Source organism: Streptomyces sp. NBC_00667 (assembly GCF_036226825.1).
Taxonomy (GTDB): domain Bacteria; phylum Actinomycetota; class Actinomycetes; order Streptomycetales; family Streptomycetaceae; genus Streptomyces.
Genome location: NZ_CP109022.1, coordinates 6,954,350 through 6,973,426 on the forward strand (window position 1 = coordinate 6,954,350; position 19,077 = coordinate 6,973,426).

Here is a 19,077-nt window from a genome sequence, read left to right on the forward strand (position 1 = left end):
CTGCTGGCCCCCGGCGACGTCCCGGCGCTGACTGGGAGGGGACGCCCGCCGCGATGAGGATGAGGCTCGGGTGCCGGCCCGGGGGTGACCTGGCACCCGGCCGGGTCAGAGGGCCTTCGCGTGGCCAACTAGGGCTGACACTGTGACCAGGTACGACCGACAGGGGCCCGGCCAACTATCAGTGACGGTCATACGTGCCACGGGGCGGGTCTTCGCGCTGCTGCTGTGCTTCCTGCTGCGAGACCGCCGTAAGGGGTGGAGAGGGACCGCAGTGGCTCTGACGAGATGAAGCGCATCACCCGCTGGTACACCCCGCTCACCACGGAGGCCCGGGCGAAGCGGTTCGCCAGCTCCGAGCAGCCGGGCACCGTCGTCACCGTCCCGCAGCCCGGCGGTCGCGCGGAGCGGTTCCGGCTGACGGACATGCCGCTGTACGGCCCCCACCGCGGCACCTTCGCGGCGGACCGGATCGACTACCTGTAGGCCGTCCGGGGGAGTGGCGGAGGCTGCCTCGGCGGCCCTCGTGGACGGCGAAGCGGCGGGAGGCGTACGCGGATTTCGGTGTCCTGGATGCGGGGCGTGTCCTTTTGCCCGCCGTACGGGATAAGAAACACATAAAATTCGCACGCATGGGTGGAGGGGGTCCGGGCAGTAGGCGGTTCGGAGGTTGATAACTATGGTTCCCCTGCTTCTCGTTCTTCTGCTCGCTCTGATTCTGTTCGGTGCCGGTTTCGCGGTGAAGATCCTCTGGTGGGTCGCCATCGCGGTGCTGGTCCTGTGGCTGATCGGTTTCGTCGCCCGTCCCAAGGGTGGCAGCGGCCGCTGGTACCGCTGGTAGCCGCCCACGAGACCAGCCCGGAGCTGACACCGCACGGCTGTGGCCTGCACCCTTCACAGGGTGCAGGCCACTGTCATGTCCGACGCTCCGGGGGGCAGAACCCGATGTTGGGTGAAAGGGGACGACGGGGGTATCCGAGGGGACGGCCGGGGCGGTCGCCGTGACGCAGCAGGGAACCTGCTCACCTCCAACGATCGACGGCCGTCCCGGCCCCGGCGGGGCGCGTCCCAGTGGACGCGCCCCCGCACGGAACTTCGGATGGGGGACCAGGTCCTGACCGCCAGCTGTCAACCATCACCAACCTGCGCTACCGCCACGGCGCCACCCGCACCATGATCCTGGACAATTGTGCGGCGGTGGGCGGTGCGGGTGCTGATGCCGACGCGGGCGGCGACCTGTCCGGCGTGCGGGCCGACCACCGCCTCTCCCGGGTCCACGGCACTCCTGCGCAGCGCTCAAGTGTGGTCCTGAGCCGCACGCCCGGGCCCCGCCCCATGCCCTCAGGACCGGTGCGGTCCGGCGGCGCCCCGTTCGAAGCAGTGCGAGTGGCCGATGACGGAGAAGCCGCGGCGCTCGTACCAGTGTCGTGGCCAGTCCGTCGCATCAGCGGTGAGGAACCGGGTACCGCAGTCCTTGTCGGCGGCCAGGCGCAGGGCGGTGGTCAGGACGGCGTCGGCGTAACCGCGCCTGAGGTGGGCCTCCGAGGTGATCAGGTCCTCGACCTGGGCTGTGCCGGTTGCCGGGTCCAGATAGAGGTCGGCCCATGAGGCGACCTCGCCCTCCTCCGTGCGGGCACCGAGGAAGTGCACGATGTCGGCCCCGCGGCGGCGAGCCTCGCGTCGGTCGACGAGATGGCGTATGACCTCGTCGTCGACGTCCGGGAGAAGGCTCCGCCAGCGCCTGGTGAGTGGGATACGTATCGCGTCGAGGTCCGCCTCCTCCGCGGACCCGCTGGCCGGCACCGGGCCCGTATGCAGCATGACCAGATAGGTGGAGTGGGTGTATCCATCCCGGATCAGCGGCTCTGCGCACGCCATTCCGACTTCGTCGTCAAGGAAGGAGATCATTCGGTGCGGCAGATGCCCCAGTGTCTCCTCCGCGATGGCGGGCACCGCCTCGGAGTCAACGATGCCGTCGATGATGATCTGGTTATTCGCACGGGAATGCGCGAAGGCGTCGTCGTATACGGCGAACCCGCCGGGGAGTTCGACGATGCGCGCGGCCTGGCGTCGGGCGAAGGCCGACAGGAAGGAGTTGATCCGCTGCAGTTCTGAGTTGGGCATGGCGGGAGCGTAAGCAGCCGTGGACCATGACCGCCTACGAATTCCCCCGGAGAACCCCGGAGTGCAGCCCAGGCGATCGGAGAGACGTATGCACACTGGGCCTCAGCGTGCCACGGACGCGGTCCGGATCGGTGTCTTCCGCCATCGCCCGCACCCGGCAACGCCCCTGCGCCCTCCGCCTCGTCCGGGCCGAGGTAGCCGCCCTCACCGGCCCCCCGGGCGGGCGCCGCGGGAGGCGGCCCGGTCCTGGAGGGTGCGCAGCAGGTCGAAGCCCGGGGCGTCGACGGGGCGCTGGGTGTTGCTCAGGACGATCGCGGCCGTGCCGGTCTCGGGATCGAAGCCGACGAAGGACGCGAAGCCTCCGGTTCCGCCGTTGTGCCAGATCTGCACGTGGGCGCCCTGGCGGGGGTGCAGGCGGTGGGCCCGCCAGCCGAGGTGCATCCAGGAGAAGCGGTTGTCGCGGTGCTCGACCTGCCGGGTGAGGCGGACCGCCTCCGCCAGCTCGGTGGGGCCGCCGCAGTCCAACTGGGCCCGTACGTAGGACACGAGCTCGGTCGCGGACGACCGCAGGCCTCCCGCCCCGGCCAGATCGGCCAGGTTCCACGGCGGGGTGGGGCGGCGCCTGCTGTCGTGGCCCTGGGCGAGTCGGCCGGGCCGGGTGGCGTCAGCCGCCACCCCGGTCGCGGACATGCCGAGCGGCGCGCACACCTGGGTGGTGACCAGTTGCCCATAGGTGCTGCCCGCGCGGCGGGCGAGGGCCAGTCCGAGGAGACCGGCACCGAGGTTGGAGTAGCGCCCCCGTCCGCCCGGGGCGGTGCCGAGGCGGGTGCGGGCCAGTCCGGACAGCAGCACGTCCGCGGTGCAGCCTGCGTACGGATCGGGGGTGCGGGGGCGCAGCAGGGCCCGCAACATCATGCCCTTGGGCAGCCGGGGCAGACCGGAGGTGTGGGTGGCCAGGTGCCGCAGGGTGATCTCCTGACCGTCCCGCGAGGGTACGGCCGTGCCCTCGGGCAGGAGCCGGGCCAGCGGCTCGTCGAGCTCCACCGTGCCGGCGACCGCCATCCGTGCCAGGCACAGCGTGGTGAAGGTCTTCGTCACCGAGCCGATCTCGAAGAGCGTGTCGGCGCCCGGTGTCCCGCCGTCGACCCTTCCGGTGGTTCCCGCCGCCGCGTGTGCGACCTGTCCGTCGGCTACGACGGCGACGGCGACGCCGACGTGCCCTCGGGCGAGCCGCTCCGCGGTCGCCAGGGCGAGCGTGTCGAGGTCTTGAGCTTTGTCCATGTCCGGATCATGCGGGTGGGAGCACATCCGCCGACAGCGCCCGAAGACTGATTTGCGGACCGTCGCCATCCGCCCTGAGGAGGAGAACGTCATGGACCTGATCACGGCACCGCCCGCCAGGTGACCCCCGCTGCTCTGCAAGGCGCAAGCGGAAGCCGGTCGGTCTTCGAGCTCGTCCTCGGCGCTGGTCCCCGGAAGCAAGAGCAGCCCGGGGCCGGCACTACGGGGCGGCTACTTCCGCCAGAACAGGTGGTGCGTCACTCCGCTCGGGCTGGGGACGGCCTCCATGTGGAACCGGTCGAGCAGCTCGTCGGGGGACTCCCAGAGCCGTAGTCCCGACCCGAGCTTCATCGGCGAGACCACCACGTGCATGGTGTCGACCAGGTCGGCGTCGAGGAACTCCCGGATGGTGGAAACCCCGCCGCCGAGCCGCACGTCCTTGCCCTGCGCCGCCTCCCGGGCCTGCTCCAGGACGGTGGCGGGGCTGCCGTCGACGAAGTGGAACGTGGTGTCGGACAGCGTGAACGAAGGACGCTTGTGATGGGTCAGGACGAACACCGGGGTGTGGAACGGGGGCTCGTCGCCCCACCAGCCCTGCCACTCGTGGTTGAGCCAGGGCCCGCGCTGGGGCCCGAACTTGTTGCGGCCCATGATCTCGGCGCCGATGTTGCGGGCGTAGTCCCGCGTGAAGTAGTCGTCCAGGCCGCGGCTCCCGCCGGGGTCGGTGCGCATGGGCCAGCTCGCCGTGGCGCCGGCCCAGGAGAACAGCCTCCCGGGATCGACATGACCGAACGGCCTCTCGAGGGTCTGGTCCTCACCGGCACCGATCCCGTCACTCGAGACGTTGAAGTTCTGGACTCTCAGCAGCTGAGCCACTTGCTCCTCCTGTGTTGTCGACAGCAGTGGTGTGACTTGCCGGGACGGGAAAACTCATCGCTGCGTCCGGGATCGGTCGAAAACCGGGCGGCCCGGTATCTCGACCTGTGAGTCTGGCAGAGCCTTCCCCCAGTTGCCCGGTCATCCGGGGGGCGCGTTGCGGGCGTCCTCGGCGCTGCGTGCGGTGTTCCGCCCCGCGTATGGAGCTCGTGCCGTGGCCCGCGCAGTGCCTCCTCCGGGACCGCCGTCGCGGCGGCGGTGCCGTTGCTCGAAGCGGAGCTTCAGGCCTCGGCGCGCCCGCGCCGGGCTCCAGGTTCAGGCGTTCGGTCACGTCGGTCTGGAGCCAGGCCACGGACACCGAGCTGATCGGCGCTCCTGTCCCACCGTACCGGGTGACGACGGCGGCGACCGGGCCGTCGTCACCCGGTACGGCGAGGTCCACTTCCGGGGCGAAGCGGTGCCGGGGCACGGTCCTCAGCGCCTCCTGGACCGGCTCGGAGGGGGCCCGGCAGGCCGCGCACCGCGCCCGTGAGCACGTACGGGCCCGTCGGCCCCGCTTCCCGGCGGACCGCGCCAGCCAACGCGCGGCCAGCGAGCGTTTCTTCGCGGCGGCGACGGGCGGTGACATCAACACCCTCATGGAGGTGCTCTCCCCGGATGTGACGCTGTGGACCGACGGCGGTGGCAAGGTCCGCCAGGCACTCAAGCCGGTCGTCGGCCTGGAGACGGTGGCCCGTTGGTTCGCCGCGCTCGGCACGGTGGCCTACCAGGGCGTCGAGCCCGGTCAGATGCGGGCGGAGCTGACCTGGATCAACGGCGGCCCAGGGGTGGTCTTCCGCGGCCCGGACCGCGTGATCGCGACGCTGACGTTCGACTTCGACCCGGAGGGCCGCATCTCGTCCATCCACAACGTGGCCAACCCCGACAAGCTCCACGCCGTCGCCGACGGCACCAGGCACGAACTCTCCTGAGCCGCCCGATCGATATCGACGCCCGTCGGAATCACCGTAGCGCCCGGGCCCGCAGCCCAAGCCCGGCCCCGCCCGGACCGTCGTCTAACCGGGGGGACAACATCGCCCGCAACTACCGATCCGCATCCAGATCCAGGTCCCGCCGTCCCGATCGACTGCTCCGGTGCCAACTGCGCGGTCTCGATCGCCGCCGACGGCAAGTCCGCGACCGCCACGATCACCGCCAACACCCCGATGACCTCCGGCCGCCCCATCGCCATCTCCATACAGGCGGACGCCACCGCGCCCTTCGCCGGCAGGCAGTAAGGGGTGGCTCGCCCTGCGGTCGTAGCTCAGGGCGAAGGGGCCACGGTGGTGCCTTTGCTAGGTCGGCCGGCGCGCCCGGCCCCCGGCCCGGGGGAGTGGGTCGGGGGCTGCACCGTGCGAAGGACGTGCGTCCGCGCTCAGTGGCGGAAGGCGTCCTTGGTCTTCTCCTTGGCCTGGCGGGCATCGCCCTTGGCCTGGTCGGCGCGGCCTTCGGCGGTCATCCGCTCGTTGCCTGTCATGCGGCCGAGGGCTTCCTTCGCCTTGCCCTTGGCCTGCTCGGCATTGGCCTTGGTCTTCTCGGTGCCCGACATGGGGACCTCCTCGTTGTCGTACCGGCTCGGTCGTGACCGCTCTCTTGCTCACGTCTGCCGCTCGTAAACAGCCACTCGTGAATGCCGGGCTCCGCCAGGCCGTCGGGCGTCGAGGCCGGACTCCTGGTGGCCGGGCTCGGGCGCGAGCGCATGCGCGGCCCGGCGGCGGTGTGGCCACAGCGCACGAGAACAGCCCGGCGGTCCCGCCTCCTGGCCCTCTTCTGCTGCTGGGCTGGCGCGGACCCCGATGATCGATCGTGCGTGGCGTTTCGCGTCCCGGCCGTCGGGTACGCGGACGAGAGCGGCCGGAACGCAGGGCTCCGCCTGGCGGGCCGGCGGCACCACCGTTGCGCCCGACCGGGTGAACGGGCCACAGGGGCGTGCCGAGTCAGTGACCCCGTTGCAGTACTTCCCGGAGCCAGGCTCTGTGCGCCGTCCCCCTCACCGCCGTGCTGCGGTCATGCCGCTGTTGCGGAACCGAAGGAACTTCTCATGAAGGCAGCGGTATACGAAGGACCGCGAACGGTCACGGTGAAGGACGTACCGGACGCGAAGATCGAACACCCCTGCGACATCATCGTCAAGATAACGACCACCAACATCTGCGGCTCGGACCTGCACATGTACGAGGGCCGCACCTCGTTCGAGTCCGGCCGCACCCTGGGCCACGAGAACCTGGGCCAGGTCGTGGAGGTCGGCTCGGCCGTCAGCAAGGTCCAGGTCGGCGACTACGTGGTCCTGCCCTTCAACATCGCCTGCGGCTTCTGCAAGCAGTGCGAGCAGGGCTTGACCAACTACTGCCTGACCATGCAGCCGGAACCCGCCCTCGCGGGAGCCGCCTACGGATTCGCCGACATGGGCCCCTACCAGGGCGGCCAGGCAGAACTGCTGCGCGTGCCCTACGGCGACTTCAACGCGCTGCGTCTGGGCGAGGACGCCGCCGAGCGGCAGACCGACTACGTGATGCTCGCCGACATCTTCCCCACCGGGTACCACGCCACCGAGATGGCCCACGTCAAACCGGGTGATCAGACCATTGTCTTCGGGGCCGGTCCGGTCGGGCTGATGGCGACCTACTCCGCCCTCCTCAAGGGCGCCGACCGCGTCTGGACGGCCGACCACCAGCCCGACCGGCTGCGCATGGCGGAGGAAATCGGTGCCGTACCGATCAACACCGCCGAACAGAACCCGGCGGAGGTCGTCAAGGAGGCCACCCTCGGTCTGGGCGCCGACAACGGCTGTGAATGCGTCGGCTACCAGGCTCACGACCCCAGGGACACGAGGACGCCAGCCTCACGCTCAACGGCCTGATCGACTCGGTCAGGTTCACGGGCGACATCGGCGTGGTGGGCGTGTTCCTCCCCCAGGATCCCGGCGGCGCCAAGGCCCAGGGGAAGCTGGAGGCGCAGGGCAAGGTGCCGATCGACTTCGGCATGATGTGGTTCAAGGGCCAGCGCATGGGCACCGGGCAGGCGCCCGTAAAGGGGTACAACCGGGCGCTGCGCGACCTCATCGCCGGCGGGAAGGCAAAGCCGAGCTTCCTCGTCTCCCACGAGCTCAGCCTGGACGAGGCCCCCGACGCCTACGAGCACTTCGACGCCCGTGACGACGGCTGGACAAAGGTCGTCCTGCATCCCAACGGCCACAAGGGCTGAACGCGCTCGTACGGGCGGGCAGTGTCACGTACTTCGGCGATGCTCTTCTCGTACTCGCACAGGACGTCGGAGCGTCGCCGAGCCGGCCTGGTCCTCGATGGCGAACTCCTCGTCCGCCACAGCGAGGCCCCTATCGGCAGGGGTCGCAGGTGTTGGCGGCCTCGCCCGGTGAGACGAGTCCTGTCTCGTAGGCGAGGACGACGGCTTGGGCTCGGTCGCGCAGGGTCAGCTTGGCGAAGATCCGGGCCACGTGGGTCTTCACCGTCGCCTCACTGAGCGTCAGTTCCCGCGCCAGTTCGGAATTGGGAAGACCACGCGCCGCAGCTGGCCGCGATGCTCCTGGCGGGCATGGCGATCGCAGTCCTCGGCGCCCTGGTCCGGCCCGTTCGGCGGCCCGGATGACCATCGCCCCGGCGCTGCACACCGAGTAGATCACCCTGCAGCACCAACCCCTGGAACCAGCCCGAGCCGGCCGACGGCGTCAGCCGTCGGCCGGCTGCCGGCTCCACGGATACGCCCGTGTGCTGCTGAGCGTCGCGGTCGGCGGCTGATCCAGCCGTCGTGGGCGCTGCAACAGGCCGTGCCACCGTGGTGCGGGCTGGTGGGGCTCGGTGCGCGCTTCGATCAGGGGTGGTCGCCGGTGCCGCCCTCCGTCGGGGCTGAGGTGCGCTGGTGCCCGCCGGGGCGGGGGGTCTGGGTGGTGTCGTGGAGGCTGTCGCGGGCGGCTGCGGCGACCGCTTCGGGAGTGATGCCGAACTCGGTGTAGAGGCGCTGGTAGTCGGCGGAGGCGCCGTAGTGTTCCAGGCTGACGATGCGTCCGTCGTCGCCGACGATGTCGCGCCAGCCTTGGCCGACCGCGGCCTCGACGCTGACTCGGGCGCGCACGGCCGGTGGCAGGACCTCGTCCTGGTAGTGCTGGGGTTGGGCGGCGAACCATTCGCGGCACGGCATCGATACCACCCGCACCGCAAGGCCTTGGGCGGTCAGCAGGTCGCGTGCGTCCAGGGCGATGTGCACTTCCGAGCCGGTGGCGACCAGGATCACCTCGGGCGCCGTGCCGTCGTGTGCGTCGGCGAGGACGTAGGCGCCGCGGGCCGCTCCCCGGGCCGGGGCGTAGGTGCCGCGGTCGAGGACGGGCAGGTTCTGGCGGGAGAGGATCAGGCCGGCGGGCCGGTCGGTGTGTTCGAGGATGGTCTGCCAGCAGGCGGTGGTTTCGTTCGCGTCGGCGGGGCGTACGACGTCCAGGCCGGGGATGGCGCGCAGTGCGGCGAGGTGTTCGACGGGTTGGTGGGTGGGGCCGTCCTCGCCGAGGCCGATGGAGTCGTGGGTCCAGATGTAGGTGGCGGGTAGTTGCATGAGGGCGGCGAGGCGGACGGCGGGGCGCATGTAGTCGGAGAAGGTGAGGAAGGTGCCGCCGTAGGGGCGGGTGAGGCTTTGCAGGGCGATGCCGTTGAGGACGGCGCCCATGGCGTGCTCGCGGATCCCGAAGTGCAGGGTGCGTCCGTAGGGTCCGCCCTTCCAGTCCTTGGTCTGCCGGTCGGCCGGGACGAATGACGGTTCGCCGTCCATGGTGGTGTTGTTGCTCCCGGCGAGGTCGGCCGAGCCGCCCCACAGCTCCGGCAGTACCGGGGCCAGCGCGGTGAGCACCTCACCGGAGGCGGCGCGCGTCGCCATCCCCTTGGCATCGGCGGGGAAGGCGGGCAGGGCGTCGGTCCAGCCGTCCGGCAGCCGCTGGGCCTGGAGCCGGTCCAGCAGCGCAGCACGATCGGGATGCGCGGTGCGCCAGGCCGCGAACGCCTCATCCCATGCGGAGTGTGCCCTGCGGCCGCGCTCCGCCGCCCTGCGGGTGCGGGCCAAGACCTCATCCTCGACGACGAAGTGCGCCGTGGGGTCGAAGCCGAGGAGTTGCTTGGTGGCGGCGATCTCGTCCTCGCCCAGTGCCGAGCCGTGGGCCTTACCGGTGTTCTGCTTGGTCGGGGCGGGCCAGCCGATCAGGGTCCGCAGCATGATCAGCGAGGGGCGCCCGGTCTCGGCCCGGGCGGCTCGGATCGCGGTGAGCAGGGCATCGACGTCCTCGACGTACTCGCCCGTGGCGGTCCAGTCGACGCTCTGCACGTGCCAGCCGTAGGAGGCGAAGCGGGCGGGCACGTCCTCACTGAAGGAGATGTCGGTATCGTCCTCGATCGAGATGTGGTTCGAGTCGTAGAACACGGTCAGATCGCCCAGTTCCTGGTGTCCGGCCAGGGAGGCGGCCTCCGCGGTGACTCCTTCCATCAGGTCGCCGTCTGAGGCGATGACGTAGACGTGGCGGTCGAAGGGGCTGCTGCCCGGCTCCGCGTCCGGGTCCAGCAGACCGCGTTCGCGGCGCGCGGCCATGGCCATGCCGACCGCACTGGCCAAACCCTGCCCCAGCGGCCCGGTGGTGATCTCCACCCCACGGGTGTGACGGTGCTCGGGATGGCCCGGGGTCGCCGAGCCCCAGGTCCGGTACGCCTCCAGATCCGGCAGCTCCAGGCCGTAGCCGGCCAGGTACAGCTGGATGTAGAGGGTGAGGCTGGAGTGCCCGCAGGACAGGACGAACCGGTCCCTGCCCAGCCAGCGGTCGTCGGCGGGGTCATGCTTCATGACGTTCTGGAACAGCAGGTACGCCAGCGGGGCCAGGCTCATCGCCGTCCCGGGATGCCCGTTGCCGACCTTCTGGACCGCGTCGGCCGCCAGCAGCCGCACGGTATCCACCGCGCGTACGTCCACTCCGTCCCAGCCGCAACGCTCGGCCACCGGACTCGTCACGGACCTGTCGCCCCTTGCTGCACCGGGCTGCTCGCTCATCATGCTGTCCTTTCGTCAAGCGGACCGGCCCGCCCAGCGGGCCGCCTGCCGGTGGATGCGCTGTCGCGGCCGTGCTGTCCGGCATCTGCGGTGCCCTTGGTGCCGTCATCGGACGGCCGGCGGCGGGGATCCCAGCGTTCGGGCTGCCGCGGCGGAGCGCACCTCCTCCAGCGTGGTGCTCTGCTGCGCGGCGCGTTCCAGCAGTACGTCGAGGTCGTCGGCGTGGAGGCGGCTGTCGGTCTGGGCCAGGGCGCGTAGGGTGCGCCAGCAGGCTGCCTTGCCCTGGACTCCCGTCAGCATCGCTTCTGCCTCCAGGACGTCGCTGAGCGGGGAGCGGGAGAACAGGTGTCCGTTGGTCTTGAGGCGCCCCGCCTTTTCCGCCAGCCAGCCCGCGGCCGTCTTGGACTGGCTGGTCGACACGCCCAGGTCCGTCATGATCCGGGCCAGCGCGGTGCGGTCCTCGTCGATCTGGTCCGCGAGCTCGGCGAGCGTGTGGCCGTCCTGTTCGCCCTTGCGGGCGTCCGCGGCCCGCCTGAACAGTTCCAGGCCGCCGGTGGCGGCGGCGTAGTGGTCGCCCAGGTAGATCGCCAGGAGCTCGGCGCTCTCGGAGTCGCCGTCCGCTGTGGCGGGCTTCGCGTGCATTTCGCGGGCGACCGACTCCCCGAGCTCGCTCCAGCTGTCCTCGAACTTCCTCAGCCCCTCGCGCTCCAGCGTGTCGGTGACGTCGGTGAAGTCGATGCCGACCCGTTCCAGCGCGGCGAAGTGGGCCTTGGCTGCCGTGAAGTCGTCCACGGTGGGCGCGTGCGCGGGGAGGGTGCCGTGGTCAGCGAACGCGGCCAGCGTGCCGCCGGGCATGGTGTTGACCGTGCCGGCGATCACGAGCTCCCTGACGTACATCGTGTCGGGAAGGTTCGGGTCCTTGACGCCCGTGGAGGCCCACAGCGGGCGCTGCGTGCGGGCTCCCGCCGCGGCGAGTCGCTGCCACCGCGGGTCGACGAGTAGTTGTTCGTAGGCCTGGAAGGCGAGGCGGGCGTTGGCGATCGCGGTCGTGCCCTTGAGTGCCAGGGCCTCCGCGGTGCCGATGGCGTCGAGGCGGCGGTCGACCTCGACGTCGACGCGGGAGACGAAGAAGGAGGCCACCGAGTGGATGCCCGCCAGGTCGTGTCCCGCGGCCTGAGCCTGTTCCAGCCCCCGCAGGTAGGCGTGCATCACATCGCGGTAGCGGTCCCGGGAGAAGATGAGCGTGACGTTGACACTGATGCCTTCGGCGGTGACAGCGGTGATCGCTTCCAGCCCCGCCCGGGTGGCCGGGATCTTGATGAACAGGTTCGGTCGGTCGACCGTCTGCCAGAGCTTGCGGGCCATCGCGGCGGTGGAGCCCGCGTCCTGCGCCAGCCGCGGGTCGACCTCGATGGACACGCGACCGTCGATCCCCGCGCTCCGCTCGTACACGGGACGCAGGACGTCACAGGCCTGGCGCACATCATCGGTGGTCAGGGCGAAGACCGCGTCGTCGACGCTGCTTCCCCCCTCGCCCAGGCGCCGCAACTGCTCGTTGTAGCGGTCCCCCTTCGACAGGGCCGAAGCGAAGATCGTGGGATTCGTGGTGACTCCCACGACATGCTTGTCCGCGATGAGCTTCTCCAGTTCTCCGCCCGCGAGAAGTTCCCGGGACAGATCGTCGAGCCAGACCGATACACCGGCCGCGGACAGGTCGGAGAGCGGGCTGGATTCAGCGGAGACGGACATACGAGACCTCCAGAGCGGTACGGCGCCGCGCACACTGAGGATGTTCCCGCCCGGAGGGCGACGGCCGGCGGCGACACTCGCACGGTGGTTCCCTCCCCACCTGCCCGGATCACCCCACAACAAGCGGAATACCCCGAACAACTCGTGGCCGAGGGGGCCCGGCAAGGCAGCCGCCCCTGATCACGTGCAGGAACGCGAGGCCGAAGCGGTCGACCTGCCCGCCCTCCTGCGCAAGACCGCCGCCGAGCACCCCGGGAGGTCGTACGCACACCCTGGTCGACGCGGTCGCCGACGCCTGCGACGGCCGCCCGCCCCGCGACGACGCCACCGTCCCGATCGGCGCCGGGGTGATCATCGAGGGCTCGGGCGGCATCGAAATCGGGCCTCAGGCGGACCTCGACGTGCTGGTCGTATCCAGCGGCCACGACCTGAGCCGCCGCTCCCTGCCGTGGCGGGACGGCTCGTCGACCTGGCCGCGGTCGATCCGATCTTCTTCGACAAGACGTACTACCTCGGCCCCGGCGCAGAGAGTCCGGCAACGTCTACGCGCTGCTGCTGACAGCCATCGCCGAAGCCAACCGGGCTGGCGTCGCCACCTTCGTCATGCGCGGCCACGAGTACCTCGTCGCAGCTCCAGGCGGACGAGGCGCTCGGCATCCTGACCCTCCACATCCTTCACTGGGCGGACGAGATCCGAGACCCCCGCCAAGAGATCCCGGACCTGCCCGGCGCAGTGAAGGTTTCCGAGAAGGAGATGAAGATGGCCGAGCAACTGATCAACGCCCTGGCCATCGACTGGGGACCCCGACTCCTTCAGCGACACCTTCCAGGAGAAGGTCGCCGCCCTCATCGACGCGAAGAAGACCGGTGAGAACGTCGAGAAGTCCGAGCCCCCCGGCGAAGGCACAGGCGCCGTTGACCTCATGGAAGCCCTGCGCGCCGGCGTCGAACGGGCCCGCAGCCCCAATGACACCCGCGAGAAGGCCACCACGAGCCGCCGCCAGAAGGAGACGGCCGAGCCGGCGAAGAAGCGGGTCACCTCAAACGCCGAGTCCCTCCAGTCCCTGACGAAGGCAGAGCTTTACAAGAAGGCGCGGCCGCGCACGTCCCCGGCCGCTCCACCATGACCCACGACCAACTCGTAAAGGCCCTGACGGGCGGCGCCCGGGGCGGGAACGGTCCTGACCGGACGCACCTGTGAGGTTCGACGGCCAAGTCATCTCGGCCAGGTGAACGGCTCGCCTTCACCTACGTGAAGCCGGTGGCTTCTGTCGGGCGCGGCGGTGTCGACCAGCTCGCGGTCCTAGTTGGTCGGGGCCATCGTTCGTCCAGGGTCAGTTGCCGGCGCGCAGGTGTTTCTGCCGGGACTGGTCGAGGCCGCGGCACTCAGAGCGGACGTCGTCATCGCTCCTGGTCCAGCAGGTGGTCCACGTCTCCGGCAGGGGCAGGGCGCCCACGAAGTGAGCGATGTCGGTGAAGTAGGCGAAGTCGCCGGTGGCGGTCAGCGCGCAGCCGGTCGATGGTGGCTGCGAGGTGCTGGTCCTTGCCGCGGACGGCGTTGTGGAAGGCGAGGGCGAGTTCCACGAACCGGTGGAGGAAGGGAAGCCCTGCGGCCTCGCTCTCGGCGTTCAGGCTCTGGGCGCGGTCGGTGACGTCGCTGGTTCCGGCGTCCTTGATCAGGGCGACGACCTGGGCAAGGAGTGTGTTGGAGCGCTGGTCTAGGCCGTCTAGGAGCTGGTGGGCGAGGGCGAGCTCGTCGTCGGCGCGGTCGGGGTCGGCGAAGGAGACGGCGAGGGCGAGGCGGACCTGCATGATGGCGCGTTCGCCGGCAGCGCCGTGCTGCTCGGCTTCCGCGCGGCAGGCTTCGAAGGCGGCGACGGCGGCCGTGGTGTCGGCGTGGGACCAGCGGATGTCGCCGAGGGCGCGGTGGTAGCGGTTCTTCCAGCCCAGGGTGGGGACGGCGGCCAAGGCGGTGGGGAAGTTGCCGGCCCGGGCCAGGTTGGCCAGGTACGGCGGCCCTTGGGCGCGATGCGGCCGTTTGCGTCGGCGACCTGCTGCATCCCGGCGCGGGCGGTGGCGCTCTCGCTGAGGTCCTTGCGGGCCTTGGCCCGGCAGTACAGGGCCATCTCGGTCAGCTCGGCGGGCAGCACGCCGGTGTCCAGAACGGTGATGAGAGGGTCGGGAGCGCGCCGGTGATGTTCGCGCTGGCGGCGGTGATTGCGCGGATCAGCCGGCGACTGCTCTTCTCTTCTCCTGAAGGCCGCGCGGCCGGTGGAAGGCCCGGACACCGCGCTTGAGGAAGGGAGAGGCTCACAGCAGACTGCCTGAAGTTCATCGGCTTCCTGTGACGCTTGTGGCTACGTCACCGTGATGTCCTGCCTCCGCGCAGTCCGTGGTTACGGGCGTGCGGTGGATGTGGCGGGCGAGCAGAAGACCCAGGGCGGTGGCGGCCAGCGTCCAGAGGGCCAAGACGGCGAGCAATGAGCTTCTTCGAGTTGGCCACCGATCGGGTGGTGGTCGTGAAGCGCAACGAACGAGGCCCCCGAGCTGTTGATCGAGATGTCTGACGTCTCAATCACGTTGCTCGGGAGCCTCGTTGGTCATCCATCCTGCCGCACTTGACCTGCCTCATGCGCTCGTGGAGTGGGTCAGTTCCATGCTGGTTGTCACTCGTGAGGGCGACCGGCGCTGCAAGCTCCGTCCGTCCCAGCGGGCGATGGTGGCACTGGTGTACCTGCGAAGCCACACCACTCTGGCGAAGATCGCCGCCGGGTTCGGGATCAGCGAGTCCACCGCCCACGCCTACACCCGCGCGGTCGTCGACCTGCTCGCCGAACGAGCACCGGGCCTGCTCAAGACGCTGCGCGAGCGCGATCCCGACTTCATCCTGCTCGACGCACCCTCGCCGAGTGCGACCGGGTCGGCGACGGCCGGGCCAACTACTCCCACAAACACCGGCGCCACGGAGTGAACGTGCAGGTCGCGGGTTCGGGGGTTCAGACTGCCGGGTCGGACCGGTGTGTGCGCCAGAACGATCTCAGGGCTTCGAGTTCGGTGCGGGGGAAGTGTTCGCCCCACTTGCCGTGGTATCCGCTCTCACCGTACTTCTTGGCGAGTTCGTCGAAGCAGCGGATCACTGCTCCCGCCACAGCGTCGACGCTTTGCTGGGTCGACCAGATCTCGGTCCCGGCGTTGTCGTGTTTGGCGCCGTCCGGTAGCTGAAGGAGGCGGATCCACACGTCGTTGCCCGCACGGTAGAAGATCCACCGGAAAGCGGTGGGCTCTGCCTCAAACTGGGCACGCGTCTGGGCCTCACCACCAATCAGCCGGGCGATCGCCGTCAGGAGGTCCTCGGGGGCGCTGGTGATGTACGAGGCTGTGACTTCGGTGTCGGTTTGCCCGTCATCGATGCTGCAGTCGGCCCACCCGTGTCCCTTGAGAGTCCAGACGAGTTGAAGGTCAGCGACGGCTGCCGTCCTGCTGTGTGAGGAAGCGTCGGACATCGACCGCGAGTGCAGACATCTGCTCGCCAGCGTCGAGCCACGTCGTGACGGATGCCTCCCAGCCGCCGGCTGCACTTCTCCATGGGCGAAGAGTCCAGGTCAGCCTGACGTGACCGCCGGAGCGGAAGACCGCGCTGATGGTGAGATCGTGGTCGTTGGTCTGCCAGTCCCGCTGCCCGTCCCAACCGCGGAAGTCGGCCGCCAGCCCCTCCAGGAAGGGCGCCAGGTCGGTGCCCCAGTTCCAGGCGACCACCGGGTCAACGCGAGCGGTCAGCCCTGGCGCGGACGCCTCGACGGCGTATTGCACGCGGTCCCCGTCAGGCCGGGAAGGGTCGCGGAGCCTCACGCTGACGGAGTGGTTGTTCCGGCAGCGGACGGTCACGACGGTCGGCGTGTCGAGGTCGGAGTCGTGGGTGCGCATCGGTTGAACGGTAGATCACGGAAGAGCCACCCGTCGCGGAGATTACGCCTCGGGGAGGCGTCCTACATCGACATGGTCGGCGAGGTAGATCATGACGCCTTCGGGGTCCATGCCGAGGGCTGCGGCGACGAGCCTGGGATCGGCTGGTGCCGCAGGCCCCGTACGGCTGGAACGCGAGGCCCACAAGGTGCTGGCGACGAACAGGTCGCTGCCGTTGATCCGACGCGGCACACACTCGGGACGGTGCCCGCGGGAGGTTACGCGGGGGACGTGTCCTGGCTGCGGGTGTGCGCGACAAGGGCGTGGGCCGCGGTGGGGTGGGCGGGCAGCAAGGCGCTCAGGCCGGTGAGGTCCAGTAGCCGCTCAAGGCGGTCGGGGACGGCGGCAAGAACCAGGGTGCCCTCGGCTGCCTTGGCGCAGCGATAGATGCCGACCAGCGCGTTGAAGCCGGAGGAGTCGCAGAAGGTGACGGCTTCGAGGTCCAGGATCAGGTGCTGGTGGCCTTGTTCGATCAGAGCCAGTGCCTGGGCGCGCAGGCGGGGGGCAGTGGCCATGTCGAGTTCCCCGGCGACGTGGGCCAGGGCGAGGTCGCCTTCGGTGTGCTGTGCGGTGAGGGTGAAATCGGTCACGGTCGGCTCTCCGACGTCTCGCCGGCAGGGGCGACGGTGTGGGCGGTAGCGGTCGCGGTGAGGCCGTCCGCGGCGTCGGCGAGGGGGACGGACAGGGCCAGCAGGGCGACGTCGTCACCGGCACCATGGGGCATGGCGTCGATGAGGTCGACGGTGTCCCCTATGACCGCCGCCGCACTGACAGGCCCGGTGCGCGCGGCGAGGAAACGGGTCAGCCCCTCTTCTCCGACCATGTCTCCCCCCAGGGTGCGGGCCTCGGTCAGCCCGTCGGTGTAGAGGAGCAGTCCTTCGCCCGGGGCGAGGTGAACGGTGAGGGAGGCGAAGTGCGCGCCAGCGAGCGCGCCGATGAGCATGCCTCCCTTGGGCTGCACCGCTTCTACCGCTCCGGAGGCGCGCAGGTGGTAGGCCGGGGGGTGCCCACCGGTGGCCACCGTGACCGTGAACCCTTCCCTCTCGTGCGGTTCGAGGACGCCGAAGACGGCGGTGCAAAACCGGGTGCCGACAGCCGGGTCGAGGAGCAGCGCCGTGTTCAGCGAGGTGAGGACGACATCGGGGTCGGGGTCGATCAGGGCTGCGGCGCGCAGGGTGTAGCGGGTCAGGGAGGTCAGGGCGGCGGCTTCTGGGCCCTTGCCGCACACGTCTCCGAGGAAGAACGCCCACCTCTTCCCGCCGAGGGGGAAGACGTCGTAGAAGTCGCCGCCCACGTTCTGCGGGGAGGCGGTGGCGTAGTGGCAGGCCAGCTCCAGGCCCGGTACCACCGGCAGTGCCGGCGGCAGCAGGGTGCGCTGGAGGGTGGAGGCGAACGCCTGGATGGCGTTCTTGTCCTGGTCCGCGCGCTGCCGGGCCTCCTCCTGCTCGATGCGCCGCTCCTGCTCGGCGCGCAGGGCGTTCAGCGCCGCCAGGCGCATCTCCAGCTCGTCGAGCACGATCGCGGCCAGGTCCGCGAGGGTGGCGGTGTCGTCCTCGGTGATAAGGCGGGGCTTGGTGTCGAGGATGTTGACGGTGCCCAGCCGGTGTCCGTCGCCGGTGATGATCGGCGCGGCGGCGTAGAAGCGGACGCCCATCGGCCCGGTGACCAGGCCGTTGTCGAAGGCGACGGGGTCGGTGAGTGTGTCCGGGATCACCAGTGTGTCGTCGGCGAGGATCGCCGAGCCGCACAGGCCCGGCTCCCGGCTGATCTCGCTGACGCCTTCCAAGCCGTGGGCGGCCTTGAACCAGATCCGGTCCTCGTCCACGATCGTCACGCTCGCCACCGGCACTTTGAACAGCCGGGCCGCCATCGCCGCGACGCGGTCGAACGCGCCGTCCGGAGGGGTGTCGAGGATGTCGTACCGGCGCACCGCGTCCATCCGGGCCGCTTCTTCCACGGCGCTGAGCGTCTGCCGGTCCGGCTTGCCCGCCGGGCTGGTCGCGTGTTCCGCTTGCGGCATCGTCTGTCTCTCCTGGCCGCGCCGGCCTCGGTGGACGACGACCTCGGCAGCCTAGACCAGCCTCCCAACGTCACGAAAACCGATTGCGAGTAACCGTGCCTGCATGTCCGGCGGGTAGACGACCCGCTTGGCGGACATGTGCCAGCCCTCGCTCCGTCCCCGCACGCGGCACCAGGAACGGCTGATGGCCGGGAGCCGCTCGTACGGCCAAGGGCGGCCCTTGCGCCCCCCTCAGGCACAGTTGGGTGGCGCCCTAGGAGGGCCCGCCGGCCAGAGGTCGATCCGGATCTCCTGGACGTCGGTGAACTCCACCTTCAGGCCGCGGGCGAGGCGGCCGCCGTCGCGGAAGTACACCCCCCAGGCGTCGGCGGCGATCGGTGGACGGGCTGCGGTTCGTGGTCCCCAAGCGGCCATCAGCGCCAACCCGTCGACGAAGTACTACCACTTCAAAAAGGGCATTACATGGATAAATGCCGCAAATAGCCAGCTCGCGGGCATCGGGCAGATGGTCGTGCCGGGTGCCCCGCGCGACTCGCTGTTCATCCTGGACACCCTGCTGAACCTGGACGGCGGGGTGAAGCCGGAGATGGCCGCCACCGGCCACCCCGACCGGGCACCGCCCCCTCCCCACCCGACCATTCGCCCGCACGCCAAGAAGGGCAACACAGGGCCGGATCCAGACCCTCAGGGCCTGGCGGTGCGGGCGGAGTGGTAGCCGGTGAGGGGTCAAGCCCCTTCGCGTTCGGCCGAAGCGGGGCGCGAAGGGGCTCATCGCCTGCACGTCGTCGCCGGAACAACCTTGATCGGCACCCGCGACCGCCACCCGCCCGCGGCAAGGTCGGTGGTCGGCCCACCGCCAGCGCGGTGCAGGGCCAGATGCTGCACGCGCCACAGGATGTCGGACAGGGTCAGCAGGGGGGCGAGAAGTCATGGCCGAGCATCGAGAGCAGGCCGAACACCATGTCGGAGAAACCGCACAGGATAGTGACCACGGC

General features: G+C 70.2%; 14 protein-coding genes and 6 pseudogenes. 7 read left to right on the plus strand and 13 right to left on the minus strand.

Annotation, left to right across the window (positions count from 1 at the left end):
• Window positions 1-285 precede the first annotated feature (285 nt).
• On the plus strand, window positions 286-483 hold the full coding sequence (locus tag OHA81_RS31535; RefSeq protein ID WP_329201622.1) for a hypothetical protein: 198 nt from the start codon (window positions 286-288) through the stop codon (window positions 481-483).
• A gap of 193 nt (window positions 484-676) precedes the next feature.
• On the plus strand, window positions 677-838 hold the full coding sequence (locus tag OHA81_RS31540; RefSeq protein WP_037792689.1) for a hypothetical protein: 162 nt from the start codon (window positions 677-679) through the stop codon (window positions 836-838).
• 500 nt (window positions 839-1,338) lie between these two features.
• Here the strand turns inward: OHA81_RS31540 and OHA81_RS31545 are convergent, their stop codons facing one another.
• The 3 genes from OHA81_RS31545 to OHA81_RS31555 form a co-directional block, all read right to left on the minus strand.
• Entirely contained in the window at window positions 1,339-2,121 is a 783-nt protein-coding gene (locus tag OHA81_RS31545; protein WP_329201623.1) for a GNAT family N-acetyltransferase, read from the minus strand.
• Between the two features lie 204 nt (window positions 2,122-2,325).
• Window positions 2,326-3,402, minus strand: a complete 1,077-nt coding sequence (locus OHA81_RS31550; protein ID WP_329201625.1) for a serine hydrolase domain-containing protein — start codon at window positions 3,400-3,402, stop codon at window positions 2,326-2,328.
• Between the two features lie 231 nt (window positions 3,403-3,633).
• On the minus strand, window positions 3,634-4,278 hold the full coding sequence (locus OHA81_RS31555) for a dihydrofolate reductase family protein (RefSeq protein ID WP_329201627.1): 645 nt from the start codon (window positions 4,276-4,278) through the stop codon (window positions 3,634-3,636).
• Between the two features lie 494 nt (window positions 4,279-4,772).
• Between OHA81_RS31555 and OHA81_RS31560 the strand changes: the two are divergent.
• A pseudogene (locus OHA81_RS31560) lies at window positions 4,773-5,249 on the plus strand (nuclear transport factor 2 family protein); the annotation flags it as partial.
• 443 nt (window positions 5,250-5,692) lie between these two features.
• Here OHA81_RS31560 and OHA81_RS31565 read toward each other — a convergent pair.
• Window positions 5,693-5,866 (minus strand): CsbD family protein, encoded by a 174-nt coding sequence (locus OHA81_RS31565; RefSeq protein ID WP_329201629.1) that lies wholly within the window; start codon window positions 5,864-5,866, stop codon window positions 5,693-5,695.
• A 492-nt stretch (window positions 5,867-6,358) separates the two neighbouring features.
• On the opposite strand from OHA81_RS31565, the pseudogene OHA81_RS31570 reads away from it, so the two are divergent.
• Window positions 6,359-7,521: pseudogene (locus tag OHA81_RS31570) on the plus strand (glutathione-independent formaldehyde dehydrogenase).
• 130 nt (window positions 7,522-7,651) lie between these two features.
• Here the strand turns inward: OHA81_RS31570 and OHA81_RS31575 are convergent.
• The 3 genes and pseudogenes from OHA81_RS31575 to tal all read right to left on the minus strand — a co-directional run.
• A pseudogene (locus OHA81_RS31575) lies at window positions 7,652-7,840 on the minus strand (response regulator transcription factor); the annotation flags it as partial.
• 305 nt (window positions 7,841-8,145) lie between these two features.
• Window positions 8,146-10,353: a transketolase gene (gene tkt, locus OHA81_RS31580; RefSeq protein WP_443056730.1), complete on the minus strand. Its 2,208-nt coding sequence runs from the start codon at window positions 10,351-10,353 to the stop codon at window positions 8,146-8,148.
• Between the two features lie 627 nt (window positions 10,354-10,980).
• Window positions 10,981-12,099, minus strand: a pseudogene (tal, locus tag OHA81_RS31585) (transaldolase); the annotation flags it as partial.
• Between the two features lie 923 nt (window positions 12,100-13,022).
• On the opposite strand from tal, the gene OHA81_RS31590 reads away from it, so the two are divergent.
• Window positions 13,023-13,226 carry a hypothetical protein gene (locus tag OHA81_RS31590; protein ID WP_329201633.1) on the plus strand — a complete coding sequence of 68 codons (204 nt, stop codon included), beginning with the start codon at window positions 13,023-13,025 and terminating at the stop codon, window positions 13,224-13,226.
• 274 nt (window positions 13,227-13,500) lie between these two features.
• Here OHA81_RS31590 and OHA81_RS31595 read toward each other — a convergent pair whose 3' ends face one another.
• Window positions 13,501-14,067, minus strand: a complete 567-nt coding sequence (locus OHA81_RS31595) for a hypothetical protein (RefSeq protein WP_329201634.1) — start codon at window positions 14,065-14,067, stop codon at window positions 13,501-13,503.
• A 628-nt stretch (window positions 14,068-14,695) separates the two neighbouring features.
• Here OHA81_RS31595 and OHA81_RS31600 point away from each other — a divergent pair.
• Window positions 14,696-15,081 (plus strand): annotated as a pseudogene (locus OHA81_RS31600) (helix-turn-helix domain-containing protein); the annotation flags it as partial.
• A 14-nt stretch (window positions 15,082-15,095) separates the two neighbouring features.
• Here the strand turns inward: OHA81_RS31600 and OHA81_RS31605 are convergent.
• Genes OHA81_RS31605 through OHA81_RS31625 form a run of 5 tightly spaced genes read right to left on the minus strand, consistent with a single transcriptional unit; the run spans window position 15,096 to window position 18,082 of the window.
• Complete coding sequence (locus OHA81_RS31605) at window positions 15,096-15,602, minus strand: hypothetical protein (protein WP_329201636.1); 507 nt, start codon at window positions 15,600-15,602, stop codon at window positions 15,096-15,098.
• Complete coding sequence (locus OHA81_RS31610) at window positions 15,559-16,023, minus strand: DUF6228 family protein (RefSeq protein WP_329201638.1); 465 nt, start codon at window positions 16,021-16,023, stop codon at window positions 15,559-15,561. The genes OHA81_RS31605 and OHA81_RS31610 overlap by 44 nt, the downstream gene beginning before the upstream one ends.
• Before the next feature lie 42 nt (window positions 16,024-16,065).
• Window positions 16,066-16,254 carry a hypothetical protein gene (locus tag OHA81_RS31615; RefSeq protein WP_329201640.1) on the minus strand — a complete coding sequence of 63 codons (189 nt, stop codon included), beginning with the start codon at window positions 16,252-16,254 and terminating at the stop codon, window positions 16,066-16,068.
• A 26-nt stretch (window positions 16,255-16,280) separates the two neighbouring features.
• Window positions 16,281-16,652, minus strand: coding sequence for an STAS domain-containing protein (locus tag OHA81_RS31620; RefSeq protein WP_329201643.1), 372 nt, complete (start codon window positions 16,650-16,652; stop codon window positions 16,281-16,283).
• Window positions 16,649-18,082, minus strand: coding sequence for a PP2C family protein-serine/threonine phosphatase (locus tag OHA81_RS31625; protein ID WP_329201645.1), 1,434 nt, complete (start codon window positions 18,080-18,082; stop codon window positions 16,649-16,651). Before OHA81_RS31625 ends, OHA81_RS31620 begins: the two co-directional genes overlap by 4 nt.
• 374 nt (window positions 18,083-18,456) lie before the next feature.
• Between OHA81_RS31625 and OHA81_RS31630 the strand changes: the two are divergent.
• A pseudogene (locus OHA81_RS31630) lies at window positions 18,457-18,680 on the plus strand (Tn3 family transposase); the annotation flags it as partial.
• Window positions 18,681-19,077 lie beyond the last annotated feature (397 nt).

What these genes read in the sequence shown, in the direction of transcription:
- OHA81_RS31565 (WP_329201629.1), bottom strand. Translation starts at nt 5,866, where the DNA reads ATGTCGGGCACCGAGAAGACCAAGGCCAATGCCGAGCAGGCCAAGGGC.
- OHA81_RS31590 (WP_329201633.1), top strand. Translation starts at nt 13,023, where the DNA reads ATGGAAGCCCTGCGCGCCGGCGTCGAACGGGCCCGCAGCCCCAATGAC.
- OHA81_RS31625 (WP_329201645.1), bottom strand. Translation starts at nt 18,082, where the DNA reads ATGCCGCAAGCGGAACACGCGACCAGCCCGGCGGGCAAGCCGGACCGG.
- tkt (WP_443056730.1), bottom strand. Translation starts at nt 10,353, where the DNA reads ATGATGAGCGAGCAGCCCGGTGCAGCAAGGGGCGACAGGTCCGTGACG.
- OHA81_RS31545 (WP_329201623.1), bottom strand. Translation starts at nt 2,121, where the DNA reads ATGCCCAACTCAGAACTGCAGCGGATCAACTCCTTCCTGTCGGCCTTC.
- OHA81_RS31550 (WP_329201625.1), bottom strand. Translation starts at nt 3,402, where the DNA reads ATGGACAAAGCTCAAGACCTCGACACGCTCGCCCTGGCGACCGCGGAG.
- OHA81_RS31535 (WP_329201622.1), top strand. Translation starts at nt 286, where the DNA reads ATGAAGCGCATCACCCGCTGGTACACCCCGCTCACCACGGAGGCCCGG.
- OHA81_RS31540 (WP_037792689.1), top strand. Translation starts at nt 677, where the DNA reads ATGGTTCCCCTGCTTCTCGTTCTTCTGCTCGCTCTGATTCTGTTCGGT.
- OHA81_RS31610 (WP_329201638.1), bottom strand. Translation starts at nt 16,023, where the DNA reads ATGCGCACCCACGACTCCGACCTCGACACGCCGACCGTCGTGACCGTC.
- OHA81_RS31605 (WP_329201636.1), bottom strand. Translation starts at nt 15,602, where the DNA reads ATGTCCGACGCTTCCTCACACAGCAGGACGGCAGCCGTCGCTGACCTT.